The organism is Pseudomonas sp. NFR02, assembly GCF_900119375.1.
In the GTDB taxonomy this organism is placed as follows: Bacteria; Pseudomonadota; Gammaproteobacteria; order Pseudomonadales; family Pseudomonadaceae; genus Aquipseudomonas; species Aquipseudomonas paracarnis.
Genome location: NZ_FPJJ01000007.1, coordinates 163,669 through 186,405 on the forward strand (window position 1 = coordinate 163,669; position 22,737 = coordinate 186,405).

The 22,737-nt window shown below is 62.9% G+C and carries 21 protein-coding genes; 19 read left to right on the plus strand and 2 right to left on the minus strand.

Translation table 11 applies throughout. The annotated features are described in order from the left end of the window. Positions 1–99: 99 nt before the first annotated feature. The 15 genes from pilG to madM all read left to right on the plus strand — a co-directional run bounded on the left by pilG (position 100) and on the right by madM (position 17,290). The gene (gene pilG, locus BT199_RS20690) at positions 100–507 is read left to right on the plus strand and encodes a twitching motility response regulator PilG (protein ID WP_014720321.1); all 408 of its coding nucleotides are present in this window, start codon (positions 100–102) and stop codon (positions 505–507) included. Between the two features lie 46 nt (positions 508–553). Continuing rightward, complete coding sequence (gene pilH / locus BT199_RS20695) at positions 554–919, plus strand: twitching motility response regulator PilH (protein WP_014720320.1); 366 nt, start codon at positions 554–556, stop codon at positions 917–919. A gap of 11 nt (positions 920–930) precedes the next feature. Further along, entirely contained in the window at positions 931–1,455 is a 525-nt protein-coding gene (locus BT199_RS20700; protein WP_020301917.1) for a chemotaxis protein CheW, read from the plus strand. Beyond that, positions 1,452–3,503, plus strand: coding sequence for a methyl-accepting chemotaxis protein (locus BT199_RS20705; protein ID WP_038451842.1), 2,052 nt, complete (start codon positions 1,452–1,454; stop codon positions 3,501–3,503). The genes BT199_RS20700 and BT199_RS20705 overlap by 4 nt, the downstream gene beginning before the upstream one ends. A 175-nt stretch (positions 3,504–3,678) precedes the next feature. Next, the gene (locus tag BT199_RS20710) at positions 3,679–9,498 is read left to right on the plus strand and encodes an Hpt domain-containing protein (protein WP_072435377.1); all 5,820 of its coding nucleotides are present in this window, start codon (positions 3,679–3,681) and stop codon (positions 9,496–9,498) included. Continuing rightward, on the plus strand, positions 9,491–9,946 hold the full coding sequence (locus BT199_RS20715) for a chemotaxis protein CheW (protein WP_003195048.1): 456 nt from the start codon (positions 9,491–9,493) through the stop codon (positions 9,944–9,946). Before BT199_RS20710 ends, BT199_RS20715 begins: the two co-directional genes overlap by 8 nt. 222 nt (positions 9,947–10,168) lie before the next feature. Continuing rightward, entirely contained in the window at positions 10,169–11,839 is a 1,671-nt protein-coding gene (mdcA, locus tag BT199_RS20720; RefSeq protein ID WP_072435378.1) for a malonate decarboxylase subunit alpha, read from the plus strand. Continuing rightward, positions 11,840–12,673 carry a triphosphoribosyl-dephospho-CoA synthase gene (locus BT199_RS20725; protein ID WP_072435379.1) on the plus strand — a complete coding sequence of 278 codons (834 nt, stop codon included), beginning with the start codon at positions 11,840–11,842 and terminating at the stop codon, positions 12,671–12,673. Continuing rightward, positions 12,673–12,972: a malonate decarboxylase subunit delta gene (locus BT199_RS20730; RefSeq protein ID WP_060766832.1), complete on the plus strand. Its 300-nt coding sequence runs from the start codon at positions 12,673–12,675 to the stop codon at positions 12,970–12,972. Before BT199_RS20725 ends, BT199_RS20730 begins: the two co-directional genes overlap by 1 nt. Then, entirely contained in the window at positions 12,965–13,807 is an 843-nt protein-coding gene (locus BT199_RS20735) for a biotin-independent malonate decarboxylase subunit beta (RefSeq protein ID WP_072435380.1), read from the plus strand. The genes BT199_RS20730 and BT199_RS20735 overlap by 8 nt, the downstream gene beginning before the upstream one ends. Further along, on the plus strand, positions 13,804–14,574 hold the full coding sequence (gene mdcE / locus BT199_RS20740) for a biotin-independent malonate decarboxylase subunit gamma (RefSeq protein WP_072435381.1): 771 nt from the start codon (positions 13,804–13,806) through the stop codon (positions 14,572–14,574). Before BT199_RS20735 ends, mdcE begins: the two co-directional genes overlap by 4 nt. After that, positions 14,568–15,164 (plus strand): malonate decarboxylase holo-ACP synthase, encoded by a 597-nt coding sequence (locus tag BT199_RS20745; RefSeq protein WP_072435382.1) that lies wholly within the window; start codon positions 14,568–14,570, stop codon positions 15,162–15,164. Before mdcE ends, BT199_RS20745 begins: the two co-directional genes overlap by 7 nt. After that, positions 15,161–16,060: a malonate decarboxylase subunit epsilon gene (gene mdcH / locus BT199_RS20750; protein ID WP_058410813.1), complete on the plus strand. Its 900-nt coding sequence runs from the start codon at positions 15,161–15,163 to the stop codon at positions 16,058–16,060. The genes BT199_RS20745 and mdcH overlap by 4 nt, the downstream gene beginning before the upstream one ends. A 67-nt stretch (positions 16,061–16,127) precedes the next feature. Further along, positions 16,128–16,520, plus strand: coding sequence for a malonate transporter subunit MadL (gene madL, locus BT199_RS20755; RefSeq protein ID WP_020301908.1), 393 nt, complete (start codon positions 16,128–16,130; stop codon positions 16,518–16,520). A 5-nt stretch (positions 16,521–16,525) separates the two neighbouring features. Further along, positions 16,526–17,290 (plus strand): malonate transporter subunit MadM, encoded by a 765-nt coding sequence (madM, locus tag BT199_RS20760; RefSeq protein WP_003195023.1) that lies wholly within the window; start codon positions 16,526–16,528, stop codon positions 17,288–17,290. Between the two features lie 124 nt (positions 17,291–17,414). Here the strand turns inward: madM and BT199_RS20765 are convergent, their stop codons facing one another. Continuing rightward, entirely contained in the window at positions 17,415–18,329 is a 915-nt protein-coding gene (locus BT199_RS20765) for a LysR family transcriptional regulator (protein WP_060766828.1), read from the minus strand. Between the two features lie 144 nt (positions 18,330–18,473). Between BT199_RS20765 and BT199_RS20770 the strand changes: the two genes are divergently transcribed. Then, on the plus strand, positions 18,474–19,091 hold the full coding sequence (locus BT199_RS20770) for a PAQR family membrane homeostasis protein TrhA (RefSeq protein WP_020301905.1): 618 nt from the start codon (positions 18,474–18,476) through the stop codon (positions 19,089–19,091). A 17-nt stretch (positions 19,092–19,108) separates the two neighbouring features. On the opposite strand, the gene BT199_RS20775 is transcribed toward BT199_RS20770, so the two are convergent. Next, positions 19,109–20,011 carry a LysR family transcriptional regulator gene (locus tag BT199_RS20775; RefSeq protein WP_058410812.1) on the minus strand — a complete coding sequence of 301 codons (903 nt, stop codon included), beginning with the start codon at positions 20,009–20,011 and terminating at the stop codon, positions 19,109–19,111. Between the two features lie 108 nt (positions 20,012–20,119). Here BT199_RS20775 and BT199_RS20780 point away from each other — a divergent pair, with 108 nt between their 5' ends. The 3 genes from BT199_RS20780 to BT199_RS20790 are packed head-to-tail and all read left to right on the plus strand — an operon-like array spanning position 20,120 to position 22,650. Next, positions 20,120–21,361 (plus strand): D-amino acid dehydrogenase, encoded by a 1,242-nt coding sequence (locus tag BT199_RS20780; RefSeq protein WP_072435383.1) that lies wholly within the window; start codon positions 20,120–20,122, stop codon positions 21,359–21,361. A gap of 10 nt (positions 21,362–21,371) precedes the next feature. Further along, positions 21,372–21,722: a RidA family protein gene (locus tag BT199_RS20785; RefSeq protein ID WP_072435384.1), complete on the plus strand. Its 351-nt coding sequence runs from the start codon at positions 21,372–21,374 to the stop codon at positions 21,720–21,722. A gap of 25 nt (positions 21,723–21,747) precedes the next feature. Continuing rightward, positions 21,748–22,650: a transporter substrate-binding domain-containing protein gene (locus BT199_RS20790; protein ID WP_020301902.1), complete on the plus strand. Its 903-nt coding sequence runs from the start codon at positions 21,748–21,750 to the stop codon at positions 22,648–22,650. Positions 22,651–22,737 lie beyond the last annotated feature (87 nt).

A 22,737-nucleotide genomic window follows, 5' to 3' on the forward strand; every position in this document is an offset into this window, starting at 1 on the left:
GCAGCAGCCCTTGAATTCCAAGGCTTGCGGCGTTCATCCTGTGCAACATCAGGCAGTACACACCGAAAACCGATTCGCTGTGGCGATGGTAGAGCAGATATGGAACAGCATTCCAACGCCTTGAAGGTGATGGTGATCGACGATTCGAAAACGATCCGCCGCACCGCCGAGACGCTGTTGAAGAACATGGGGTGCGAGGTCATCACGGCGATCGACGGTTTCGACGCCCTGGCTCGTATTGTCGATCATCACCCGCACATTATCTTTGTCGACATCATGATGCCGCGCCTGGATGGCTACCAGACCTGCGCCCTGGTGAAGAACAACCCGGCGTTCAAGTCGATCCCGGTGATCATGCTGTCTTCCAAGGACGGCCTGTTCGACAAGGCCAAGGGGCGCATCGTGGGTGTCGATCAATTTTTGACCAAGCCTTTCAGCAAGGAAGAACTGCTGGGGGCGATCAAGGCCTATGTGCCTGGGTTCGCCGCAGTAGAACAAGCACACTGACGCCGCCTCACGAGGGCCGGCGCCGACCAATGTAGCGGGGAAAACCATGGCACGTGTTCTGATCGTCGACGATTCGCCGACTGAAATGTACAAACTCACCGGCATGCTGGAAAAGCATGGCCACCAGGTGCTCAAGGCCGAAAACGGCGCGGACGGCGTGGCCCTGGCCCGCCAGGAAAAGCCCGACGCGGTGCTGATGGATATCGTGATGCCCGGCCTCAACGGCTTCCAGGCCACGCGCCAGTTGTCCAAGGAGCCAGAAACCAACGGTATCCCGATTATCATCATCACCACCAAGGACCAGGAAACCGACAAGATCTGGGGCGCACGCCAGGGCGCCAAGGATTACCTGACCAAGCCTGTGGATGAAGAGACCCTGATTGCCACCCTGAACAAGGTGCTGGCCGGCTAAGGCTTGCGATCATGACCGAGTCGCAAACCGCCTTTGAGCTGTTGCTGGACATCGACCGCCGCTGCCGCTTGCTGGCCGCGGACCTGCCGTCCCAGGAAACGCGCCTGCAACGCTGGAGCGGCATCGCCTTCCGCGTAGGACCAAACGCCTACGTGGCGCCCATGGGCGAAGTCGCCGAGGTGTTGCATGAGCCGCGCTGCACCTTGATGCCGGGGGTCAAACCCTGGGTCAAGGGCGTGGCCAACCTGCGCGGGCGCTTGCTGCCGGTGATGGACCTGGGCGGTTTCCTGGGCCTTGAGTTGTCCAGGGCGCGCAAGCAACGGCGGGTGCTGGTGGTGGAGTTCAACGACCTGTTTGTCGGGCTGCTGGTAGACGAGGTGGTAGGCATGCAGCATTTCCCATTGGACGCCTGGGTGGCGAGCACCGCCTCGAGCGCCCCGTTTATCCAGGGCCAGTTCGACGGCGAGCCGCAATGGCAAGTCTTCAGCCCCTTCGCCCTGGCCCAGGCCCCTGGCTTCATGGATGTTGCCGCATGAGTACCGCTACCACGCCCAAACCTCAGGCCGCTTCGCGCAGCCGTTCGCAGATCATCGTGCTGTTTATCGCCTTGATCGTGTTCATCATGTTGCTGTTCGCCAACTTCGCGTACCTCAACACCCAGTCCACCTACGATAAACAGTACATCGGCCACGCCGGTGAGCTGCGCGTGCTGTCCCAGCGCATTGCCAAGAACGCCACCGAGGCCGCTGCCGGGAAAGCGGCGGCGTTCAAGCTGCTGGGCGATGCGCGCAACGATTTTGCCCAGCGCTGGGGTTACCTGAAAAAAGGTGACCCGCAAACTGGCTTGCCGGCGGCGCCCAGTGCGGTGCGCGCCGAAATGCGGGCGGTGCAGACCGACTGGGAGGCGCTGCTCAAAAACACCGACGCCATCCTGGCCAGCGAGCAGACCGTATTGTCGTTGCACCAGGTGGCGGCGACCCTGGCCGAAACCGTGCCGCAACTGCAGATCGAGTCGGAAAAGGTCGTGGATATCCTGCTGCAACGCGGCGCCCCGGCCAGCCAAGTTGCCTTGGCCCAACGCCAGTCGCTGCTGGCCGAACGTATCCTGGGGGCGGTCAACACGGTGCTGGCGGGGGATGAAACCGCCGTGCAGGCCGCCGATGCCTTTGGCCGCGATGCCAACCGTTTTGGCGTGGTGCTCAATGGCATGCTCAACGGCAACCCGGGCCTGCGTATCACCCAGGTCGAAGACCCGGACGCCCGTGCGCGGCTGGCGGACATCGCCGAGCTGTTCGAATTTGTCTCCGGCTCCGTGGATGAAATTCTCGAGACCTCGCCACAGTTGTTCCAGGTGCGCGCCTCGGCGAGCAATATTTTCAACCTGTCGCAAACCTTGCTCGATGAAGCCTCGCACCTGGCCACGGGTTTTGAAAACCTCGCCAGCGGGCGCAGCTTCGACACCATCGGTGGTTACGTGCTGGGCTTGCTGGCGCTGGCCTCGATCATCCTGATCGGCCTGGTCATGGTGCGCGAGACCAACCGCCAACTGCATGAAACCGCGCAGAAGAACGAGCGCAACCAGAACGCGATCATGCGCCTGCTGGATGAAATCGAAGACCTGGCCGACGGCGACCTTACCGTCACCGCCTCGGTCACCGAAGACTTCACTGGCACCATCGCAGACTCCATCAACTATTCCGTGGACCAACTGCGCGACCTGGTCGCCACCATCAACCTCACTGCCGGGCAGGTCGCCGGTGCGGTGCAGGACACCCAGGCCACCGCCATGCACCTGGCCCAGGCATCGGAGCATCAGGCCCAGCAGATTGCCGAAGCGTCCACGGCGATCAACCAGATGGCGCGGTCCATTGACCAGGTATCGGCCAACGCGGCCGAATCCTCGGCGGTAGCTGAACGTTCGGTAGAGATCGCCAACAAAGGCAACGAGGTGGTGCACAACACCATCCACGGCATGGACAACATTCGCGAGCAGATCCAGGACACCGCCAAGCGCATCAAGCGTTTGGGCGAGTCGTCCCAGGAAATTGGCGACATCATCAGCCTGATCGACGATATCGCCGACCAGACCAATATCCTCGCCCTCAATGCCGCGATCCAGGCCAGCATGGCCGGTGACGCCGGGCGCGGTTTTGCGGTGGTGGCCGATGAAGTGCAACGGTTGGCCGAACGCTCCTCGGCGGCCACCCGGCAGATCGAAACCCTGGTGCGCACCATCCAGGCCGACACCAACGAAGCGGTGATCTCCATGGAACAGACCACCACGGAAGTGGTGCGCGGCGCGCGCCTGGCCCAGGACGCCGGGGTGGCGCTGGAAGAGATCGAAGGCGTGTCCAAAACCCTGGCGGCGCTGATCCAGAGTATTTCCAACGCGGCGCAGCAACAGACCTCATCGGCGGGGCAGATTTCCCTGACCATGAACGTGATCCAGCAGATCACCACCCAGACGTCGTCGGGTTCCACCGCCACCGCCGAAAGCATTGGTAACCTGGCGAAGATGGCCAGCCAGTTGCGCAGGTCAGTATCGGGTTTCACCTTGCCGCCGCCCAAGCAGGTCGATGATTGAAATACGACCTGAAGAACACCACAGTCCAACTGTGGGAGCTGGCTTGCCTGCGATAGCGGTCTGTCAGATACAGATATAGTGCTGACCCACCGCTATCGCAGGCAAGCCAGCTCCCACATCGGATCTCCATTGTTTGTGAGATACCAGCAACTCATGAATTCTAAGCGGAGCAGTTATGGTTGATCGGCACGACTACGTGGCCCTCGAATGGGTCAAGGGCGATATTGCCGAAACCCTGAAACAGGCCCGGTCGGCGCTGGACGCGTACGTTGAAACCCTTGACGACGACGCCCTCAACCAATGCCTGGCCGGTATCCACCAGGTGCATGGCGCGCTGCAAATGGTCGAGTTCTACGGCGCGGCGCTGCTGGCCGAAGAGATCGAAGAACTGGCCCTTGCGCTCCAGGCCGGGCACGTCGGCCAGCGCGATGAAAGTATCCGCCTGCTGCAACAAGCCCTCGGCCAATTGCCGCTGTACCTCGACCGCGTGCACAGTGCCCGCCGCGACCTGCCACTGGTGGTGCTGCCGCTGCTCAACGACCTGCGCAGCGCCCGTGGTGAAAGCCTGCTATCGGAAACCAGCCTGTTCAGCCCGCAACTGCTGTCGATCGAGCCGTTGTCTGAGCAAGCCCTGGCCCAACGGGCCACGCCGGATCTGCATGAGCAGTTGCGCCAATGGCGCCACCTGCTGCAACAAGCCCTCGCCGGGTTGCTGCGTGAAGACCACGGCCCCAGCAACCTGGAAGACATGGCGCGGGTGTTCGCACGCCTTGAAGCGCTGTGCCAGGGTGCGCCGCTGCTGCCGTTGTGGCAGGTCACCTCGGCGCTGGTCGAAGGCATGCTCACCGGCGTGGTCGCCAACAGCCCGGCGCTGCGCAGCCTGCTCAAGGCCAGCGACAAGCAACTCAAGCGCTTGCTGGTTCAAGGCATCAATGGCATCAACCAGCCGGCGCCGGACGACTTGCTCAAGAGCCTGCTGTTCTACGTCGCCAAAGTCACCCGGCCGACGCCGCGCATGCAAAGCCTGAAGGAACGCTACGGCTTGGACGAAGCCTTGCCCGACAGCGCCGTGGTCGACGCTGAACGTGCACGGCTGGCCGGGCCGGATCGCAATGCCATGGGCTCGGTGCTCGGCGCGTTGTGTGAGGAGCTGGTGCGGGTCAAGGAGCGCCTGGATCTGTTCGTGCGCAGTGATCGCCAGCACACCCAGGACCTCGACCCCTTGCTGGCGCCGCTGCGGCAGATCGCCGATACCCTTGCGGTACTGGGTTTCGGCCAGCCGCGCAAAGTGATCATCGACCAACTCGCTGTGGTGTTGAGCCTGGTCCAGGGACAGCGCGAACCCAATGACGCGGTGTTGATGGATGTGGCCGGTGCGTTGCTGTATGTCGAAGCGACGTTGGCCGGGATGATCAGCACTGTCGAACCGCAAAGCCGTGAAGACAGCCGCTTGCCCACCACCGACCTGACCCAGATCCATCAGTTGGTGATTCGTGAGTCGTGCCAGTGCCTGCGCCAAGCCAAGGAACTGGTGATCGACTGCATTGAGGCTGATTGGGATCGTCAGCGCCTGGAGTCCTTGCCCGAGCTGCTGAGCCAGGTACGTGGTGCCCTGGCGATGATTCCCTTGCCGCGTGCGGCGAGCCTGATGCGCGGTTGCACCGACTACGTCGATGAGCAGTTGATGGTCAATGAAGCCGCCCCTTCGGCGACACAACTGGCGCATTTTGCCGAGGTGGTCAGTAGCCTGGAGTACTACCTCGAACGCATGCTTCAAGACCCTGACGCGGCAGGGGAAAAAGTGCTGGAGTTGGCCACCCAGGGCTTGAATGCATTGGGCTACCTGCCGGTGGAAAAACCCTGGCGTCAGGCCCTGGTCGCGCCCGAGGGGGCACTGTCCTCCGAGGCCGTATCAAACCAATCCCAATTCGATGCCTTGGCCAGCCCTGCATCACGTCTCAACCCTCCGGCCTTGCAGCGTCCAGGCAGCCTGTTGCCGCCGCCGGCCGGCGAGGAACCGATTGACGATGAATTGCGCGAAGTCTTCCTTGAAGAAACCGATGAAGTCCTCGACGTGTTGCATCGCTACCTGCCCGACAGCGCGGACAAAGCCGCCCAGGGCGAAATGCGCCGCGCCTTCCATACCCTCAAGGGTAGCGGCCGCATGGTGCGCGCCCTGGTGCTGGCCGAGCTGGCCTGGGCCGTGGAGAACCTGCTCAATCGCGTGCTGGAACGCAGCTTAGTCCTTGGCCCTGAGGTGCAGCAGGTGTTGGATGAGACCGTGGCCCTGCTGCCGGAGCTGATCGCCGATTTTGCCAGCGACGATCAACGCCAGCGCGATGAAGCCGACGCCTTGGCCGCCCGTGCCCATGCCCTGGCCAGTGGCGCTGCAACGTCGACCACCGAGCCCCATGACCCAATGCTGCTGGAGATCTTCCGCAACGAAGCCCAGGGCCATCTGGACAGCCTCGGCCACTTCCTGCAACAGGCCGCCGAGCAGGTGCCGCTGCAGGTCAGCGATGAACTGCAACGCGCCTTGCACACCCTCAAGGGCAGCGCCTACATGGCTGGCGTGTTGCCCATCGCCGAGCTGGCGCGCCCGCTGGATCACCTCACCCGTGAGTACAAGGCCCACCGCCTGCCGCTGGACAAGGACGAAGTGGCGTTGTTGCTTGAGGCACAGGGGCTGTTCCAGCGCGGGGTGCGTGACCTGGACAACAATCCCCTGGCACCGATCCACGGTGCGGCCAGCGTGATCAGCCGCACCCAACACCTGCTGGAGCATCAACTTGCCGCCTTGCTCGACGCGCCCACGACCGGCCTGCGCGTCAAGCGTGACCCGCACTTGATCACCAACTTCCTGGCCCAGGGCATGGACATCCTGCTCGACGCCGAAAGCCTGCTGCGCCGCTGGCAGCAGCACCCCGGCGACCGTCAGGAGCTCACGGCATTGCTGGACGAGCTGACTACGTTGGGCGAGGGCGCTCACCTTGCCGACCTGCACCCTATCGACGCGTTGTGCGAGGCCTTGCTCGACCTGTATGGCGCGGTAGAAGAAAGCAGCCTGGCGGTCAGCGCCCGGTTCTTCCACGAGGCTGAACAGGCCCACGACGCGCTGATCAACATGCTCGACCAGTTGGCCGCCGGCCAGGAAATCAGCCCCGCGCCCGCACGTCTGCAGGCGTTGCGCGAGTTGCTGGACGAAGCCTTGGACCCGTCCGCCACGGGCCTGATCAAAAGCGACGGCAGCCGCGCCCTGAGTATCTCCGAGTTGGGCGCGGCTACTGCGCAGTTGGATCACGCCACCGCGATGGACGACGAGATTGTCGAGATCTTTCTTGAAGAGGCCGTAGACATCCTCGACAGCGCCGGGCAGTCGCTCAAGCGCTGGTTGCTGGAACCCGAAAACGCCGCGCCCTTGTCCTCGTTGCAGCGGGACCTGCACACCCTCAAGGGCGGCGCACGCATGGCCGAAATCGACCCGGTGGGCGACTTGGCCCATGAGCTCGAATGCGTTTATGAGGGGCTGATGGATCGCCGCTACAGTTATTGCGTGGAGCTGTCCCAGGCACTGATGGCCAGCCACGAACGCTTGGCCCAACAGTTGGACGAACTGCAACAGCAGCAACCCTTGAGTGACGGCGCCGAGCTGGTCGAAAGGTTGCGGGAGTTGCGCCAGGCCAGCAGCCCGGCAGCGCCGGCTGCGGTGGCAGCCGCCTCGGGTGCCGACCCGGAATTGCTGGATATCTTCCTCGAAGAAGCCACCGATATCCTCGACAGCTCAGGCAGCGCGTTAGTGCGCTGGCAGGGCGAGCCGGGCAATCGCCAGGAAGTGGAAACCCTGCTGCGGGACCTGCACACCCTCAAGGGCGGTGCGCGCATGGTCGAGATCGGGCCAATCGGCGATCTGGCCCATGAGCTGGAATTTCTTTACGAAGGGCTGTCCGCCGGTTTGCTCGCGCCGACCCCTGAGTTGTTCGCACTGCTGCAAGGCTGCCATGACCGCCTGGCGCAGATGATCGACGCCGTGGCCGAGGGTCTGCCGGTGGGTTCGGTGGATAAACTCATCGAGCGCATCAAGAGCCTGGTGCACCCCAGTGATGAGCCGGTCACACCGGTGGCGCTGCCGGCTGGCAAGGCCGAAGCGGTCGCCGATCCGGCTGCCGACATGGTGAAAATCTCTGCCGACTTGCTCGATGACCTGGTCAACCTCGCCGGCGAAACCTCGATCTTCCGTGGGCGGATCGAGCAGCAAGTCAAGGATGCGCGCATTGCCTTGAGTGAGATGGAAACCACCATCGAGCGCATGCGCGACCAGCTGCGCCGGCTCGACAGCGAAACCCAGGGCCGCCTCCTGAGCCGCCAGCAAGCCGAGGCCGAACGCCTGGGCTACGAAGAATTCGATCCGCTGGAAATGGACCGCCATTCGCAGCTGCAACAGCTGGCCCGTGCGCTGTCCGAATCTGCCTCCGACCTGCTCGACCTCAAGGACACCCTTGAGCGCCGCAACCAGGATGCCCACAACCTGCTGCAGCAACAGGCGCGTATCAACACCGAGTTGCAGGAAGGCCTGATGCGCACGCGCATGGTGCCTTTCGAGCGCATGTTGCCACGCCTCAAGCGCATCGTGCGGCAAGTGGCGGGCGAGTTGGGCAAGGACGTGGAGTTTATCGTCGGCAATGCCGAAGGCGAGATGGACCGCAATGTGCTGGAGCGCATGGCGGCACCCTTGGAGCATATGCTGCGCAACGCCGTCGACCACGGCCTGGAGTCGCGCGAAGTGCGGCTGGCGGCGGGCAAACCGGAGAAGGGCCGCATCACCTTGGACCTGACCCACGAAGGCGGCGACATCGTCTTCGACATGCGCGACGACGGCGCCGGCGTGCCCCTCGAAGCGGTGCGACGCAAGGCGATCAAGCGCGGCCTGCTCGCGCCCCATCAAGAGATCAGCGACCGTGACGTGTTGCAGTTCATCCTGCAGCCGGGCTTTTCCACCGCCGAAAAAATCACCCAGATTTCCGGGCGCGGCGTGGGCATGGACGTGGTGCATGAAGAAGTGCGCCAGCTCGGCGGCTCCATGGTGATCGACTCGACGCCGGGCATGGGCGTGCATTTTCGCATTCGCCTGCCGTTTACCGTGTCGGTCAATCGTGCGCTGATGGTGCACTGCGCGGACGACCAATACGCGATCCCCCTCAACACCATCGAAGGCCTGGTGCGCGTGCTGCCCCACGAGTTGGCGGGGCACTACCAGCAAGACCCGGCGCACTATGAATATGGCGGCCAGCGCTACGAGTTGTTCTACCTCGGCGACCTGCTGCACACCGCCAGCCGCCCGAAACTGCTGGGCCAGTACCAGCCTGTGCCGGTGCTGCTGGTGCATTGCAATGAACGCCGCGTGGCGGTGCACGTGGATGCCATGGCCGGTACCCGCGAGATCGTGGTCAAGGGCTTGGGGCCGCAATTCTCCGGGGTGCAGGGCGTGACCGGCGCGACCATCCTGGGCGACGGCCATGTGGTGCTGATCATCGACCTGCTGGCGCACATCCGCGCTCGGCAACCGGCCTTGCCGGCCCAGGCAGTGGATGCGCCGCTGGTCCTCAACGACCCACTGAAAAAACGCCCGCTGCTGGTGCTGGTGGTGGACGACTCGGTCACCGTGCGCAAAGTCACCAGCCGCCTGCTGGAGCGCAACGGCATGAACGTGCTCACCGCCAAGGACGGTATCGACGCCCTCGCCATCCTGGAAGAACACACCCCGGACCTGATGCTGCTCGACATCGAAATGCCGCGCATGGACGGCTTCGAAGTGGCCATTCAGATACGCAACGACCCACGCCTGATGCGCTTGCCGATCATCATGATCACCTCACGCACCGGCCAGAAACACCGCGACCGCGCCATGGCCATTGGCGTCAACGACTACCTCGGCAAGCCGTACCAAGAGTCGGTGCTGCTGGAGAGCATCGCCTACTGGAGCAAGTCCCATGCTTGAGCACCGCACCAGCCAACTCACCGGCCTGCTGCTGCCCCTGGCCGACCGCCACCTGGTGCTGCCCAACGTCGCCGTCGCCGAGCTGATCGACTTCCAGCGCGGCGAACCGGCCAGCGATGCGCCGCCGTGGTATCTGCGGCAGGTCACGTGGCGCGATCGACAGATTCCGCTGATCAGCTTTGAAGCGGCCTGCGGCGAAGCCAGCATGACGGGCGAACGCTCGCGCATCGTGGTGTTGAATGCACTGGGCGGGCGGCCGACCTTGAAGTTCATTGCTCTGGTGATCCAGGGCATTCCCCGCTCGTACAAGCTCGACAGCGAATTGAGCTACGTGGACGTGCCCCTGTGCCCGCTGGAACTGGCGGCGGTGCAAGTGGGCGAGCAGGTGGCAAAGGTGCCCGATTTGATGGGGCTTGAAGCGCTGCTGGTAGAGTCCGGCCTGGCCTGATCCTGAGCCCTATGAAGATCTACTGTGGGAGCTGGCTTGCCTGCGATAGCGGCCTGTCAGTCAACATCTCAGTAGCTGACCTACAGCTATCGCAGGCAAGCCAGCTCCCACAGTTTGATCTTCGTTACTCCAGGCGTAACGGTTCGTCCTCCAGCTTGATTGATGCCTTTGCGCTTCACTCCTAAGGTTAGCCCCACGACAGCAACCCCCCGTGGAGCGACCATGACAACAACCATCACCCCCGACTCGCGCTGGACGCGGCGGCGCGACGAGAAGCAGCGGCGGCTCGGGCTGGTCAAACAGTATGCAGACGGGGCGGTGTTGCCCAGTGACAAGATCGTCGAGGCCCTTGAAGCCCTGATCCTCCCCGGCGACCGCGTGGTGCTGGAGGGCAACAACCAGAAGCAGGCCGATTTTCTCTCGCGCTCCCTGGCCAAGGCCGACCCGGCCAAGCTCCACGATTTGCACATGATCATGCCCAGCGTCGGGCGTTCCGAGCACTTGGACCTGTTTGAAAAGGGCATCGCTCGCAAGCTCGATTTCTCCTTCGCCGGCACCCAATCCCTGCGCATCAGCCAGTTGCTGGAAGACGGCCTGCTGGAAATCGGCGCGATCCACACCTACATCGAACTTTACGCCCGGCTGGTGGTGGACCTGATCCCCAACGTGGTGCTTTCTGCCGGCTTCATGGCTGACCGCGCCGGCAATATCTACACCGGCGCCAGCACCGAAGACACCCCGGCGCTGATCGAACCCGCTGCCTTCAGCGATGGCATCGTCATCGTGCAGGTCAACCAGTTGGTGGACGACGTTACCGACTTGCCTCGCGTCGACATTCCCGCCAGTTGGGTGGATTTCGTGGTGGTGGCCGATAAGCCGTTCTACATCGAGCCGCTGTTCACCCGCGACCCACGCCATATCAAGCCGGTGCATGTGTTGATGGCGATGATGGCGATCCGTGGCATCTACGAAAAACACAATGTGCAGTCGCTCAACCATGGCATCGGCTTCAACACTGCTGCCATCGAATTGATCCTGCCCACCTACGGCGAATCCCTGGGTCTGAAAGGCAAGATCTGCCGCAACTGGACCCTCAACCCGCACCCCACATTGATCCCGGCGATTGAAAGCGGTTGGGTGGAGAGTGTGCATTGCTTCGGCACCGAACTGGGCATGGAAAACTACATTGCCGCACGCCCGGATGTGTTCTTCACCGGCCGCGATGGCTCCATGCGCTCCAACCGCATGTTCTGCCAACTCGCCGGCCAATACGCCGTGGACCTGTTTATCGGCGCCACCCTGCAAGTCGATGGCGACGGGCATTCCAGCACCGTGACCCGTGGCCGCCTCGCCGGTTTCGGTGGCGCGCCGAACATGGGCCACGACCCACGCGGCCGCCGCCATGGCACACCGGCCTGGCTGGATATGCGCCACGACGATGCCCCCGAAGCCTTGCTTGAACGCGGCAAAAAACTCGTGGTGCAAATGGTCGAGACCTTCCAGGAAGGCGGTAAACCCACCTTCGTCGACACCCTGGACGCGGTGGAAGTGGCCCGCAAAAGCGGCATGCCCCTGGCGCCCATCATGATCTACGGCGACGACGTCACCCACTTGCTCACCGAAGAAGGCATCGCCTACCTGTACAAGGCGCGCTCCCTGGAAGAACGCCAGGCAATGATCGCCGCCGTCGCCGGGGTGACAGCTATCGGCCTGCGTCACAACCCCAAGGACACTGCGCGTATGCGCCGCGAAGGCTTGATTGCCTTGCCCGAAGACTTGGGTATTCGCCGCACCGACGCCACCCGCGAGTTGTTGGCCGCCAAGAGCGTGGCCGACCTGGTGGACTGGTCTGGTGGCCTCTACAACCCGCCCGCCAAATTCAGGAGCTGGTAAATGCGCGCGCTCAAACAGCATGAACTGAGCCTGGCCGATCGCCTGGCGGATATGGCCGTGGATGCGTTGATCGACGAAGCGGATTTGTCGCCCAAACCCGCCTTGGTAGACCGGCGCGGCAACGGCGCCCACAGCGATTTGCACCTGGGGCTGATGCACGCCTCGGCGCTGTCGCTGTGGCCGATGTTCAAGGAAATGGCCGAGGCCGCGCTCGACATCGGAGAAGTCGGCCTGCCCCTGCGCGAAGCGCTCGGGCGTATTGGCCGGGAAGGCGAGCAGGCCATGCTCGCCACCACCCAGGGCGTGAACACTCATCGCGGTGCGATCTGGGCGCTGGGGTTGCTCACCGCTGCGGCGGCCCTGGAGCCCCGCACCATAACCCTGACCGCCGCCAAGCTGGCCCTGCTCAACGACCGCTTCGCCCCTCAGCCCATGAGCCATGGCGCCCAGGTCGCCCAACGCTACGGCGCACGCGGTGCCCGTGAAGAAGCCCAGCTCGGCTTCCCTTCGGTGATTCAACGCGGCCTGCCGCAACTGCACAAGAGCCGCCGCGAAAACGCCGGTGAGCAGAACGCCCGCCTGGATGCTTTGCTGGCGATCATGACGGACCTGGCAGACACCTGCGTGCTCTACCGCGCCGGTACCGAAGGCCTGGCTACCATGCAACAGGGCGCCCAGGCCGTGCTCGACGCCGGTGGCAGCGCAACCCTGGCCGGACGCCGCCAACTGCATGAGCTGGACCTGCAACTGCTGGCCTTGAATGCCTCCCCCGGCGGCGCCGCCGACCTGTTGGCCGCCTGCCTGTTTATCGACCGCCTCGACGGAGCGTTGTGATGGAAACCTTGTCCTTTGAATTCCCCGCCGGGCAGCCCCCCAAAGGCCGGGCGCTGGTGGGTTGCGTCGGCTCGGGCGACCTGGAAGTGCTGCTGGAGCCGGGCACGCCCGGCAGCTTGACCATCCAGGTGCAAACCTCGGTCAATGGCGCGCAGCAACGCTGGCAGCACCTGTTCGAACGCATCTTCCAGGAGCAGACGCCACCGGCCCTGAACATTGATATCCACGACTTCGGTGCCACACCCGGTGTGGTGCGCTTGCGCCTGGAGCAAGGTTTCGAGGAGATCGGCCATGACTGACCTACTCGCTAAACACAGCTTTGTGGAACTCGGTGCCCGCCAGCGCGCCAAGGCGCTGTTGGATGCAGGCACCTTCCGCGAGTTGATCGACCCGTTCCAGCGGGTCATGTCGCCGTGGCTCAGCCGCCAAGGCGTGGTGCCCCAGGCCGATGACGGTGTGGTGATCGCCAAGGGCAGCATCGGCGCCAAGCCTGTGGTGATTGCCGCGATCGAAGGTAATTTCCAGGGCGGCAGCCTGGGTGAAGTTGGCGGTGCGAAAATCGCGGGCGCCTTGGAGCTGGCCGCCGAAGACAACCGCAACGGCATCCCCACCTGCGCGGTGCTACTGCTGGAAACGGGCGGCGTGCGCTTGCAGGAAGCCAACCTGGGCCTGGCTGCCATTGCCGACATTCACGCGGCGATTGTCGACCTGCGCCAGTACCAGCCAGTGATCGGTGTGGTGGCCGGCAGTGTCGGTTGCTTTGGGGGCATGTCCATCGCGGCTGGCTTGTGCAGCTACCTGGTGGTCACTCGCGAAGCACGCCTGGGCTTGAATGGCCCACAGGTGATCGAGCAGGAGGCGGGCCTGGAGGAATACGACTCCCGTGACCGCCCCTTTATCTGGAGCCTTACCGGTGGCGAGCAGCGTTTCAACAGCGGCTTGGCCGACCGTTATGTGGCGGACGATGTGGCGCAGATCCAGCAGACTGTCAGCGCACTGCTGCAGCAGGGCGTGCCCACACAACCGCGCAGCCGGCGCGCTGATTTTTACCTGGCGCGCCTGGCCGAACTGGACGCGAGCGCGCAAATCGAGCCGGCGACTGTTCGCGCGCTGTATCAGGGAGAACGCTCATGAGAGGCTTGCAGTGGTTCAACGCGTTGAGCGCCAACGCAACGCCGGTGGAAGGTTTGCCGGGCTCATTGAAAGTGGCGGATGGAGTATTGGGTGGACAGGCGGTGCGCTATATCGCCGTGGTTCCCGACTCGCACAACCGCTTCCCCCGCGCCCGCAATGGCGAAGTCGGCCTGCTGGAAGGCTGGGGCTTGGCCAAGGCGGTGGACGAAGCCATCGCCCGGGGTGACAAGCGTCCTATCATCGCTATCGTCGACGTACCCAGCCAAGCCTATGGCCGCCGCGAAGAAGCCCTGGGCATTCATCAGGCCCTGGCCGCCGCGGCTGACAGCTACGCTCGCGCTCGGCTTGCCGGCCACCCGGTGATCGCCCTGCTGGTGGGCAAGGCCATGTCGGGCGCGTTCCTCGCCCACGGCTACCAGGCCAATCGGCTGATTGCCCTGCGCGACCCTGGCGTGATGGTGCATGCCATGGGCAAAGCCTCGGCCGCCCGGGTGACCTTGCGCAGCGTCGAAGAATTGGAAACCCTGGCCGCCAGCGTGCCGCCGATGGCCTATGACATCGACAGCTATGCCAGCCTGGGATTGCTGTGGGAGACGTTGTCAGTCACCCGGATTGAACAACCCACGGCGGATGACGTGGCGCGGGTCAGCGATTGCCTGGTGCAGGCGGTCAAGGATATCGGCAGTACCGACTTGAGTTCACGCCTCGGCGCCACCAACCGAGCCGCCTCCAGCCATGTGCGCCAGCTGTTGCGGGAGCAATGGTGAACGCCCACGATTTGCTCTGGGGCATGACCCTGGCGCATCTGCCTGCCGATGCCCCGGTCTGGGTGCGGGACGCGATCCGTGCCGGGCATCCGGTGGTGGTGCGGCGTGCCATCGCCGAGCCGGGCCATGTGGCGGTCGGTGTGCGTGGGCGTTTGCGTGAGCAGCGTTTTGCCGCCCGGATGCCTGTGGCGGCGGTGCATCGGCGGGTGGTGCCGCAAGCCTTGCGCGAGATGCTCTCACCACGGGATTTACCGGCGCTGCGGGCCCTCGATCAACTGCGGCCGGTGCTGGCGCAGCAAGACTGGGGCGTCAGCGGCAGTGCCGGGTTTGAATTGGCCAGTGGCATTGAAGCGCTGCATGCCAACAGTGACCTGGATTTGATTCTATGCACGCCCAATCCTTTAGGTCGTAGCGAGGCGCAAGCGTTGTTGGCGATCCTGGACACCGCGCCCTGCGCCGTCGACCTGCAACTGCAAACCCCGTTCGGCGCCGTCGCCTTGCGCGAATGGGCCGGGCCCTCACGCCGTGTACTGCTCAAGACCGTCAGCGGTGCGCACCTTGTGCTCGACCCTTGGCAGACCGTGGCATGAGCAGCCTTCTGGTGTTTCCGGGGCAGGGCGCCCAACGCAGCGGCATGCTCCAGGGGTTGCCGGCCGACATTCTGCAAGAGGCCAGTGATGCCCTGGGTGAAGACGTTCGTCTGCTCGACTCGGCGCAGGCGCTGGAATCGACGCGGGCTGTGCAACTGTGCCTGTTGATCGCCGGCGTGGCCCATGCCCGGCAATTGGCGTGCACGCCGGATTATGTGGCGGGCCTGTCCATCGGCGCCTACCCGGCTGCGGTGATCGCCGGCTCCCTGGGTTTTGCTGATGCGATAAAACTGGTCAGCCTGCGTGGCGAGTTGATGCAGCAGGCTTATCCACAGGGCTATGGCATGACCGCGCTGATCGGCCCTGATCTGTCCAGCGTCGAAGCGCTGCTGGCGGATATCCACAACGCGCAAACGCCGGTGTACCTGGCCAATATCAATGCCGATAACCAGACCGTCATCGCCGGCAGCAACGAGGGGATGAAGCGGGTTGCCGAGCGCATCAAAGGCAACGGTGTCGCCAAGCGCTTGGCGGTCAGCGTGCCGTCTCACTGCCCGTTGCTGGAGCAACCCGCCCAGGCTCTGTTCCAAGCCTTCGTCCCACTCAAGGCGCCGCGCATCACTTACCTGAGCAGCACCCGCGCGCGACCTATCCACAACCCCGAACAACTGCGTGACGACCTGGCCTTCAATATGTGCCGTGTTGTCGATTGGCGCGGCACGGTGCAGAGCGCCTACGAGCGCGGTGTGCGACTGCAAATCGAACTGCCTCCGGGCGCGGTGCTCACCGGTCTGTCACGCCGTGTTTTTGAACAAGGCACGGTGATCGCCTGCGAAGGCGCCCGCCTGGACACCTTGCAGGCCCTGCTGCAAGAGGAGGAGCGCCGCCACCGATAACGCAGTACCCGAGGCTTTCGAAGCACAAAAACAACAATTTCGAACGAGCACTTTGAGGACAACAACCATGATTATCTACGGTGTGGCTTTTTTGGCGTTCTGCACGTTGGCAGGGCTGTTGGTGGGTGAACTGCTGGGCAAGCTGTTGGGTATCCCGGCCAACGTCGGCGGGGTGGGTATTGCCATGCTGCTGTTGATCGGCCTGGGCAGCTACCTGAGCAAACGCGGCCTGTTTACCGGCAAGTCAGAGCAAGGCGTGAGTTTCTGGGCGGCGGTGTATATCCCGATTGTGGTGGCGATGGCTGCCCAGCAAAACGTGTATGGCGCCATCAGCGGTGGGCCTATGGCGATTCTGGCCGGGACCCTCGCCGTGGTGCTCGGCTTTGCCCTGGTGCCCGTGCTTGTGCGTATCGGTAACCGCGAGCCGGTTGCTCCTGTTCCCACCAAAGACGCCGGGTGATCGCCATGTACGAATCGATGATGAAAGTGATCACCGGCTACGGCTTGATCAGTGGTTTCGCCGTGATCGGCCTGACCATGTGGGTGTCTTATTGGATCTCCGATACCTTCACCAAGGGCCGCCTGCATGGTTCGGCCATTGCCATTTTGCTGGGGTTGGCGCTGTCGTATGTGGGCGGTGCGTTTACCGGTGGTTCCAAGGGTGTGGTGGATATTCCGCTGTTGTCGGGCATCGGCCTGCTCGGTGGTGCGATGTTGCGGGACTTTGCCATTGTCGCCACGGCGTTTGGTGTGAGTGTCGATGAGCTCAAACGCGCCGGCTACGTGGGTGTACTGGCGCTGTTTGTCGGCGTGGGCTCGTCGTTCGTTGCCGGGGTCGGGGTGGCGATGGCGTTCGGGTACACCGATGCGGTGAGCCTCACCACCATCGGTGCCGGGGCCGTGACCTATATCGTCGGCCCGGTGACCGGTGCGGCGATTGGGGCCAGCTCCGAGGTGATGGCGCTGTCCATTGCCGCGGGGTTGATCAAGGCCATTCTGGTGATGGTGATGACGCCGTTCGTAGCGCCGCTGATCGGGCTGAACAACCCACGCAGTGCGGTGATCTTCGGTGGCTTGATGGGCACCTCCAGCGGTGTGGCGGGCGGCCTGGCGGCGACTGATCCGAAGCTGGTGCCTTATGGGTGTCTGACGGCGGCGTTCTATACGGCGCTGGGGTGTTTGTTGGGGCCGTCGTTGTTGTTTTTGCTGATGCGTGGGTTGGTGGGCTGACGGGGGATGATTGTTCCCACGCTCCGCGTGGGAACGCCTCTTGTGACGCTCTGCGTCACGGTCAAAAAGCGGACGCGGAGCGTCCTAAGCTGCGCTCCCACGCAGAGCGTGGGAGCAATCGTCCTCAGCTTTGGCGATTGGCATACATCCGACACTCCGCCAATAACGCCAGCAGGTTCGGATCGCGCTCCTTGGCTTTCAAAAACACCACACCGATCTGCTGCTGCAACCGATACCTGGGCTGCAGCGGTATCAGCTTCACGCGGTTCTCATACACCGCTGCGATACGTCCTGGCAGCAGCGCATAACCCACCCCTGAACTGACCATGCTCAGCAAGGTAAAGATGTCGTTTACCTGCATCGCCACCTTCGGTTCGAACCCTGCCTGTTTAAACACCCGGTTGCCGTCCTGATGGGTGGCGAAGCCCTGGGTGAGGGTGATGAAGGTGGCATCCCGTACATCGGCCAGGTCGATTTCCTGATTGCGGTCCAAGGGGGAGTCGGCCGGCGTGGCAAGGAAGATGTCATCGCTGAACAGCGCGATCTGCTCACAATCCGAATCGGTGGCGTGATCGTCTAGGGAGATGAGGATCGCGTCCACCTCCATGTTCTTGAGCTTGTAGAGCAGGTCGAAGTTGGAGCCCAGGATCAGGTCGATATTGAGTTCGCTGCGCCTGATTTTCAGACCCATGATCAACTGCGGCACGGTCTTGACCGTCAGCGAATACAGCGAGCCGAGCTTGAAGCGTTCGGCTGAGAACCCGGCGGCTTCGCGGGTCAGGCGCACGCTGTCGACCACGTCGGCCACCAGTTTTTGCGCACGCTCTTCGAGCACGTAGGCGCTTTCCAGCGGGGTGAGGTTGCGCCCCTCGTGTTTGAACAGCGGGCAGCGCAGGGCACTTTCCAGGGAGTGAATGGCGCGGTGCACGCTGACATTGCTGGTTTGCAACTCGGCGGCCGCGCGGGCCAGGTTGCCGGTGCGCATGAACGCCAGGAAGATCTCCAGCTTTTTGAGGGTGAATTCTTCGTCGATCAGCATGGCCTTGGGCTCTTGTTCGATTGCGCTCGATTGTGCCTGCAAACGCGGCCCTCGTCGCTGGAACGTCACACGCCGCTTGCACTCTGATACGCAAGACTGGAGGCTTGCCGACAGTCGTCAACGGTGAGGGGAGGTCAACGATAGATGTATCACGGGGAACGGTTCAACGCCTGGAGCCATTTGCTCGGTGCAGTCGCGGCGTGTATTGGCGCCGTGTGGATGTTGGTGGTGGCGAGCCTGGACGGCAGCCCCTGGAAAATCGTCAGCGTGGCGATTTATGGTTTTACCCTGATGGTGCTGTACAGCGCGTCGACGGTGTACCACAGCGTGCGGGGGCGGCGAAAAGAGATCATGCAGAAGGTCGATCACTTCTCGATCTACCTGTTGATCGCCGGCAGCTACACACCGTTCTGCCTGGTAAGCCTGCGCGGGCCGTGGGGCTGGACGCTGTTCGGGATCGTGTGGGGGCTGGCGGTGATTGGCATCCTGCAAGAGATCAAGCCGCGCTCGGAGGCGCGGATTCTGTCCATCGTGATCTACGCGGTAATGGGCTGGATCGTGCTGGTGGCGGTCAAGCCGCTGATCGCGGCGCTGGGCACGGCAGGGTTTATCTGGTTGGCCGCGGGTGGGGTGTTGTACACCGTGGGCATCATCTTTTTTGCCCTGGAAGATCGCCTGCGTCATTCCCATGGCATCTGGCATTTGTTTGTGATTGGCGGCAGCCTCCTGCATTTTGTGGCGATCATGCATTACGTGCTGTGAATGCTGGTGGCTGCTCTTTAAAGGCGCTCGAGCAACTCACGGGCACGATTGCCGAAAATCTGCAGCAGCTTGGCCAGCATATGCGGCGGTGGCTCATCGCCGCGGGTCAGGGCGTAGAGGGTGATCGGCAGGGGGGGCGTGAGGGTGCGGATACAGGTGGTTGCCGTCGATGCGCCGAGGGCGGTAAAAGGGTCGATCACCGTCAAGCCGGCGCCGGACTCCACCATCGCCCGGGCCAGGGAATAGGTTTGCACCGAGATGGTCACCCGTGGCGGTGGATCAACGTTCTCCAGGTAGCTGTCCAGCTTGGTCGCCAGCGGATCGGCACTGGAGAGCCCGATCAATGGCGCGCCCGCCAGTTCGCTCAGTGGCAATGGCCGGTTGATTTCAGCCGCCGACCAATAGCCCTTGGACGCCAATGCAACCAGTACGCCATTGGCCAGCACCTGTGTGGTCAACCCCGGATGGCCGGAAAAATTGAGGGTCAGCGCCAGGTCGATTTCGCGCATTAACAGCTTCTGGACCAGCTCACGGCTATGGTCGCTGGACAGCTCGCAAGCCATGTCGGGGTATTCGCGCTTCCATTCCAGAATCGCTGGAGGCAGCAGCGACAAGGCCAGCGCGGGTATCGCACCAATGCGTACGCTTTGCCCTGGGGCGCGGCGCAGGCTCTTGGCCAGGCGCCGTACACCTTGCAAGCTCTCGGTGACTTTCTCGACTTCGCGTTCCAGCGCCAGGGCTTCCGGCGTGGGTTGCAATTTGCCGCGTACACGCAGAAACAGCGCAAAGCCCAGCTGCAGTTCGGCGTGCTGCAACACTTTGGTCACCGCCGGTTGCGAGACGTGCAGCAACTGCGCGGCGGCACTGATCGAGCCAGTCTGGCGAATGGCCTGGAAGATTTCGATATGACGCAAGCGCATGGCAGGTCCATAACCTTTGTTTATAGGTGACCCATCTTTATTCATTGTCGGTGGCCTGTCACCTGCGCCTACGCTTGGCCTTCAGTTAATCAACGGTCGGGGGCTGGGATGGCGAGGCAGGTTTGCATCATCGGTGGTGGGGTCATCGGCCTGGCCAGTGCTTACGCACTGGTGCGGGCAGGCCACGAGGTCATGGTGATAGACGCCCGTGACACCCTGGGGAGCGAAACCAGTTTCGCCAACGGTGGGCAGCTGTCCTATCGCTATGTTGCACCGCTGGCCGACGCGGGCGTGCCGCTGCAGGCGATGGGGTGGCTGTTGCGTGGGGACTCTCCGCTCAAGCTGCGCCCTCGCCTCGACCCCCGGCAATGGCGCTGGATGGCTGCATTCGTCGGCGCATGCCGGGGCTCGGTGAACAAGCGCAACGCTGCCCACTTGCTGCGGCTGGCGAGCCTGAGCCAAGGCACCTTGCAGCAATGGCGTGTCGACGATCGGCTGGACGGCTTCGACTGGCGGTGCAACGGCAAGCTGGTGACCTTCCGTAATGCCGGGACCTTTGAGCGTGCGCGCGCCAACGTCACAGACATCCTGCAGCAGCAGGTACTGTCGATGGCCGACTGCCAGCGCCTGGAACCTTCCTTGGCGGCGCGGGATTTTGTCGGAGGCATCTATACGCCCAGTGAAGAAGTTGCGGACTGTCATGCCTTTTGCCAACGCCTGGCCGCCAGGTTGGAAGCGTCCGGGCGTTGCACATTTTTGCTGGGGCGCAAGGTTACCGGGGTTCGTCACGCCGACGGTGCGGTGCAGGCCATCGAGTTGGGCCATGAAGTGATGCCGGTCGATCAACTGGTATTGGCTGCCGGGCATCGCAGTGCCGAGCTGGCGTTGCCGCGCTTGTCGCTGGCGCTGTATCCGCTCAAGGGCTACAGCCTGAGCGTGCCGATCGGCGAGCAGCACAAAGCACCGAACGTAAGCATCACCGACTACGACCGCAAGATCGTCTATGCACGAATAGGTGAGCAACTGCGGATCGCGGCCATGGTGGATATTGTCGGCTTTGATGCGCGTCTTGAGCCCAAGCGCCTGGCGTTGATAAAGCGTCAGGCGCTGGAAACGTTTCCTTTGGCCGGTGACTACGCCCAGGCGGTCGAATGGGCCGGTATGCGCCCGGCAACACCGACGGGCGTGCCATTGATCGGTGCCAGCGCCTACCGCAACCTGTGGCTGAACCTGGGGCATGGCGCACTGGGCTTCACCCTGGCCTGCGGCAGCGGCCAACTGCTGGCCGAGCTGATCGACCAGCGCCCCCCTTCCATTGATATGCAGGGCCTGACGCCCCGCGCCGCTTGAGGATGCAGCCATGACCATTACCCGAATCAATAGCAACGAACGACTCAGCGGCGCCGTGACGTTCAAGGACCTGGTGTTCCTTTCGGGCCAGGTACCGGGCGACGGCCTGGATGTGGCTACTCAGACCCTGCAAGTGCTGGCCAGGATCGACGCGCTGTTGGCCGAGGCGGGCAGTGATAAGGATCACTTACTCAACGCCACGATTTACCTGAAGGACATCGGTGCCGGTTTTGCACCGATGAATGATGTCTGGTCCGCATGGCTCTCGCCAGGCATGGCGCCCACGCGCACTACCTTGCAAGCAGAGCTGGCGCGGCCGAGTGTGCTGGTGGAAATCAGCGTGATTGCAGTACGTAAATAACCTCAAAGACCAACGGAGAATAACAATGAAAAAGATCCTGTTGACCGGCTGCACCCTGGGCCTTTTGTGGGGCGCGCAGGCGCATGCAACCGAAGCGCCTCTGGCGGGCACTTTGAGCAAGATCGCCAGCGCCAAGTCCATCACCCTGGGCTACCGCGATGCGTCGGTGCCGTTTTCCTACGTGGGGGATAGCAGTGGGAAACCGATGGGCTACTCGGTGGACCTGGCAAACAAGATTGTCGAGCGTATCCAGCAGAAAACCTCAGTGGGCGACCTCAAGGTGAAATACAACCTGGTGACGTCCCAAACCCGCATCCCGCTGGTGCAGAACGGCACTGTCGATCTGGAATGCGGCTCAACCGGCGTGACGGCTGAACGGCAGAAGCAAGTGGCGTTCTCCTACGGGTTTATCTACGTAAAAGGCCAGTTGCTGACGGCCAAGGACAGCGGGATCAAAGGCTTTGCCGACCTAGCGGGCAAAAATGTGGTGACCACTGCCGGCACCACCAATGAGCGCTTCCTCAAAAGTTATAACGCTGAACACAAAGCCAATATGTTCGTGATCAGCGCCAAGGACCATGGCGAAGCGTTCAAGATGCTCGAGACTGGCCGGGCCGTAGCGTTTTATATGGACGACGCGTTGCTCTACGGCGAGCGCGCCAAGGCCAAGGACCCGCATCATTGGGTGGTGGTGGGCGAGGAGCAATCACGGGAGATTTACAGCTGCATGGTGCGCAAGGATGACCCGCAGTTTCTCGCGGTGGTCAACGAAACCCTGGGCGAGCTGTACCGCTCGGGAGAGATCAACGGGATTTACCAGCGCTGGTTCGAGCAGCCGATTCCGCCCAAGGGCTTGAACCTGGAGTTCCCGATGACCAGCGAGTTGAAAGCGATCATCGCCAAGCCGGTGAGTGACCCAGTGGAGTAAGCCTTGGGTAACCCGATAAAACTGTAGGAGCTGGCTTGCCTGCGATAGCGGTCTGTCAGTTGTAAATTAACTGCCTGAAACACCGCT

Excerpts from the sequence above, each read along its gene's own strand:
- pilG (WP_014720321.1), top strand. The coding sequence starts at position 100 with ATGGAACAGCATTCCAACGCCTTGAAGGTGATGGTGATCGACGATTCG.
- pilH (WP_014720320.1), top strand. The coding sequence starts at position 554 with ATGGCACGTGTTCTGATCGTCGACGATTCGCCGACTGAAATGTACAAA.
- BT199_RS20700 (WP_020301917.1), top strand. The coding sequence starts at position 931 with ATGACCGAGTCGCAAACCGCCTTTGAGCTGTTGCTGGACATCGACCGC.
- BT199_RS20705 (WP_038451842.1), top strand. The coding sequence starts at position 1,452 with ATGAGTACCGCTACCACGCCCAAACCTCAGGCCGCTTCGCGCAGCCGT.
- BT199_RS20710 (WP_072435377.1), top strand. The coding sequence starts at position 3,679 with ATGGTTGATCGGCACGACTACGTGGCCCTCGAATGGGTCAAGGGCGAT.
- BT199_RS20715 (WP_003195048.1), top strand. The coding sequence starts at position 9,491 with ATGCTTGAGCACCGCACCAGCCAACTCACCGGCCTGCTGCTGCCCCTG.
- mdcA (WP_072435378.1), top strand. The coding sequence starts at position 10,169 with ATGACAACAACCATCACCCCCGACTCGCGCTGGACGCGGCGGCGCGAC.
- BT199_RS20725 (WP_072435379.1), top strand. The coding sequence starts at position 11,840 with ATGCGCGCGCTCAAACAGCATGAACTGAGCCTGGCCGATCGCCTGGCG.
- BT199_RS20730 (WP_060766832.1), top strand. The coding sequence starts at position 12,673 with ATGGAAACCTTGTCCTTTGAATTCCCCGCCGGGCAGCCCCCCAAAGGC.
- BT199_RS20735 (WP_072435380.1), top strand. The coding sequence starts at position 12,965 with ATGACTGACCTACTCGCTAAACACAGCTTTGTGGAACTCGGTGCCCGC.
- mdcE (WP_072435381.1), top strand. The coding sequence starts at position 13,804 with ATGAGAGGCTTGCAGTGGTTCAACGCGTTGAGCGCCAACGCAACGCCG.
- BT199_RS20745 (WP_072435382.1), top strand. The coding sequence starts at position 14,568 with ATGGTGAACGCCCACGATTTGCTCTGGGGCATGACCCTGGCGCATCTG.
- mdcH (WP_058410813.1), top strand. The coding sequence starts at position 15,161 with ATGAGCAGCCTTCTGGTGTTTCCGGGGCAGGGCGCCCAACGCAGCGGC.
- madL (WP_020301908.1), top strand. The coding sequence starts at position 16,128 with ATGATTATCTACGGTGTGGCTTTTTTGGCGTTCTGCACGTTGGCAGGG.
- madM (WP_003195023.1), top strand. The coding sequence starts at position 16,526 with ATGTACGAATCGATGATGAAAGTGATCACCGGCTACGGCTTGATCAGT.
- BT199_RS20765 (WP_060766828.1), bottom strand. The coding sequence starts at position 18,329 with ATGCTGATCGACGAAGAATTCACCCTCAAAAAGCTGGAGATCTTCCTG.
- BT199_RS20770 (WP_020301905.1), top strand. The coding sequence starts at position 18,474 with ATGTATCACGGGGAACGGTTCAACGCCTGGAGCCATTTGCTCGGTGCA.
- BT199_RS20775 (WP_058410812.1), bottom strand. The coding sequence starts at position 20,011 with ATGCGCTTGCGTCATATCGAAATCTTCCAGGCCATTCGCCAGACTGGC.
- BT199_RS20780 (WP_072435383.1), top strand. The coding sequence starts at position 20,120 with ATGGCGAGGCAGGTTTGCATCATCGGTGGTGGGGTCATCGGCCTGGCC.
- BT199_RS20785 (WP_072435384.1), top strand. The coding sequence starts at position 21,372 with ATGACCATTACCCGAATCAATAGCAACGAACGACTCAGCGGCGCCGTG.
- BT199_RS20790 (WP_020301902.1), top strand. The coding sequence starts at position 21,748 with ATGAAAAAGATCCTGTTGACCGGCTGCACCCTGGGCCTTTTGTGGGGC.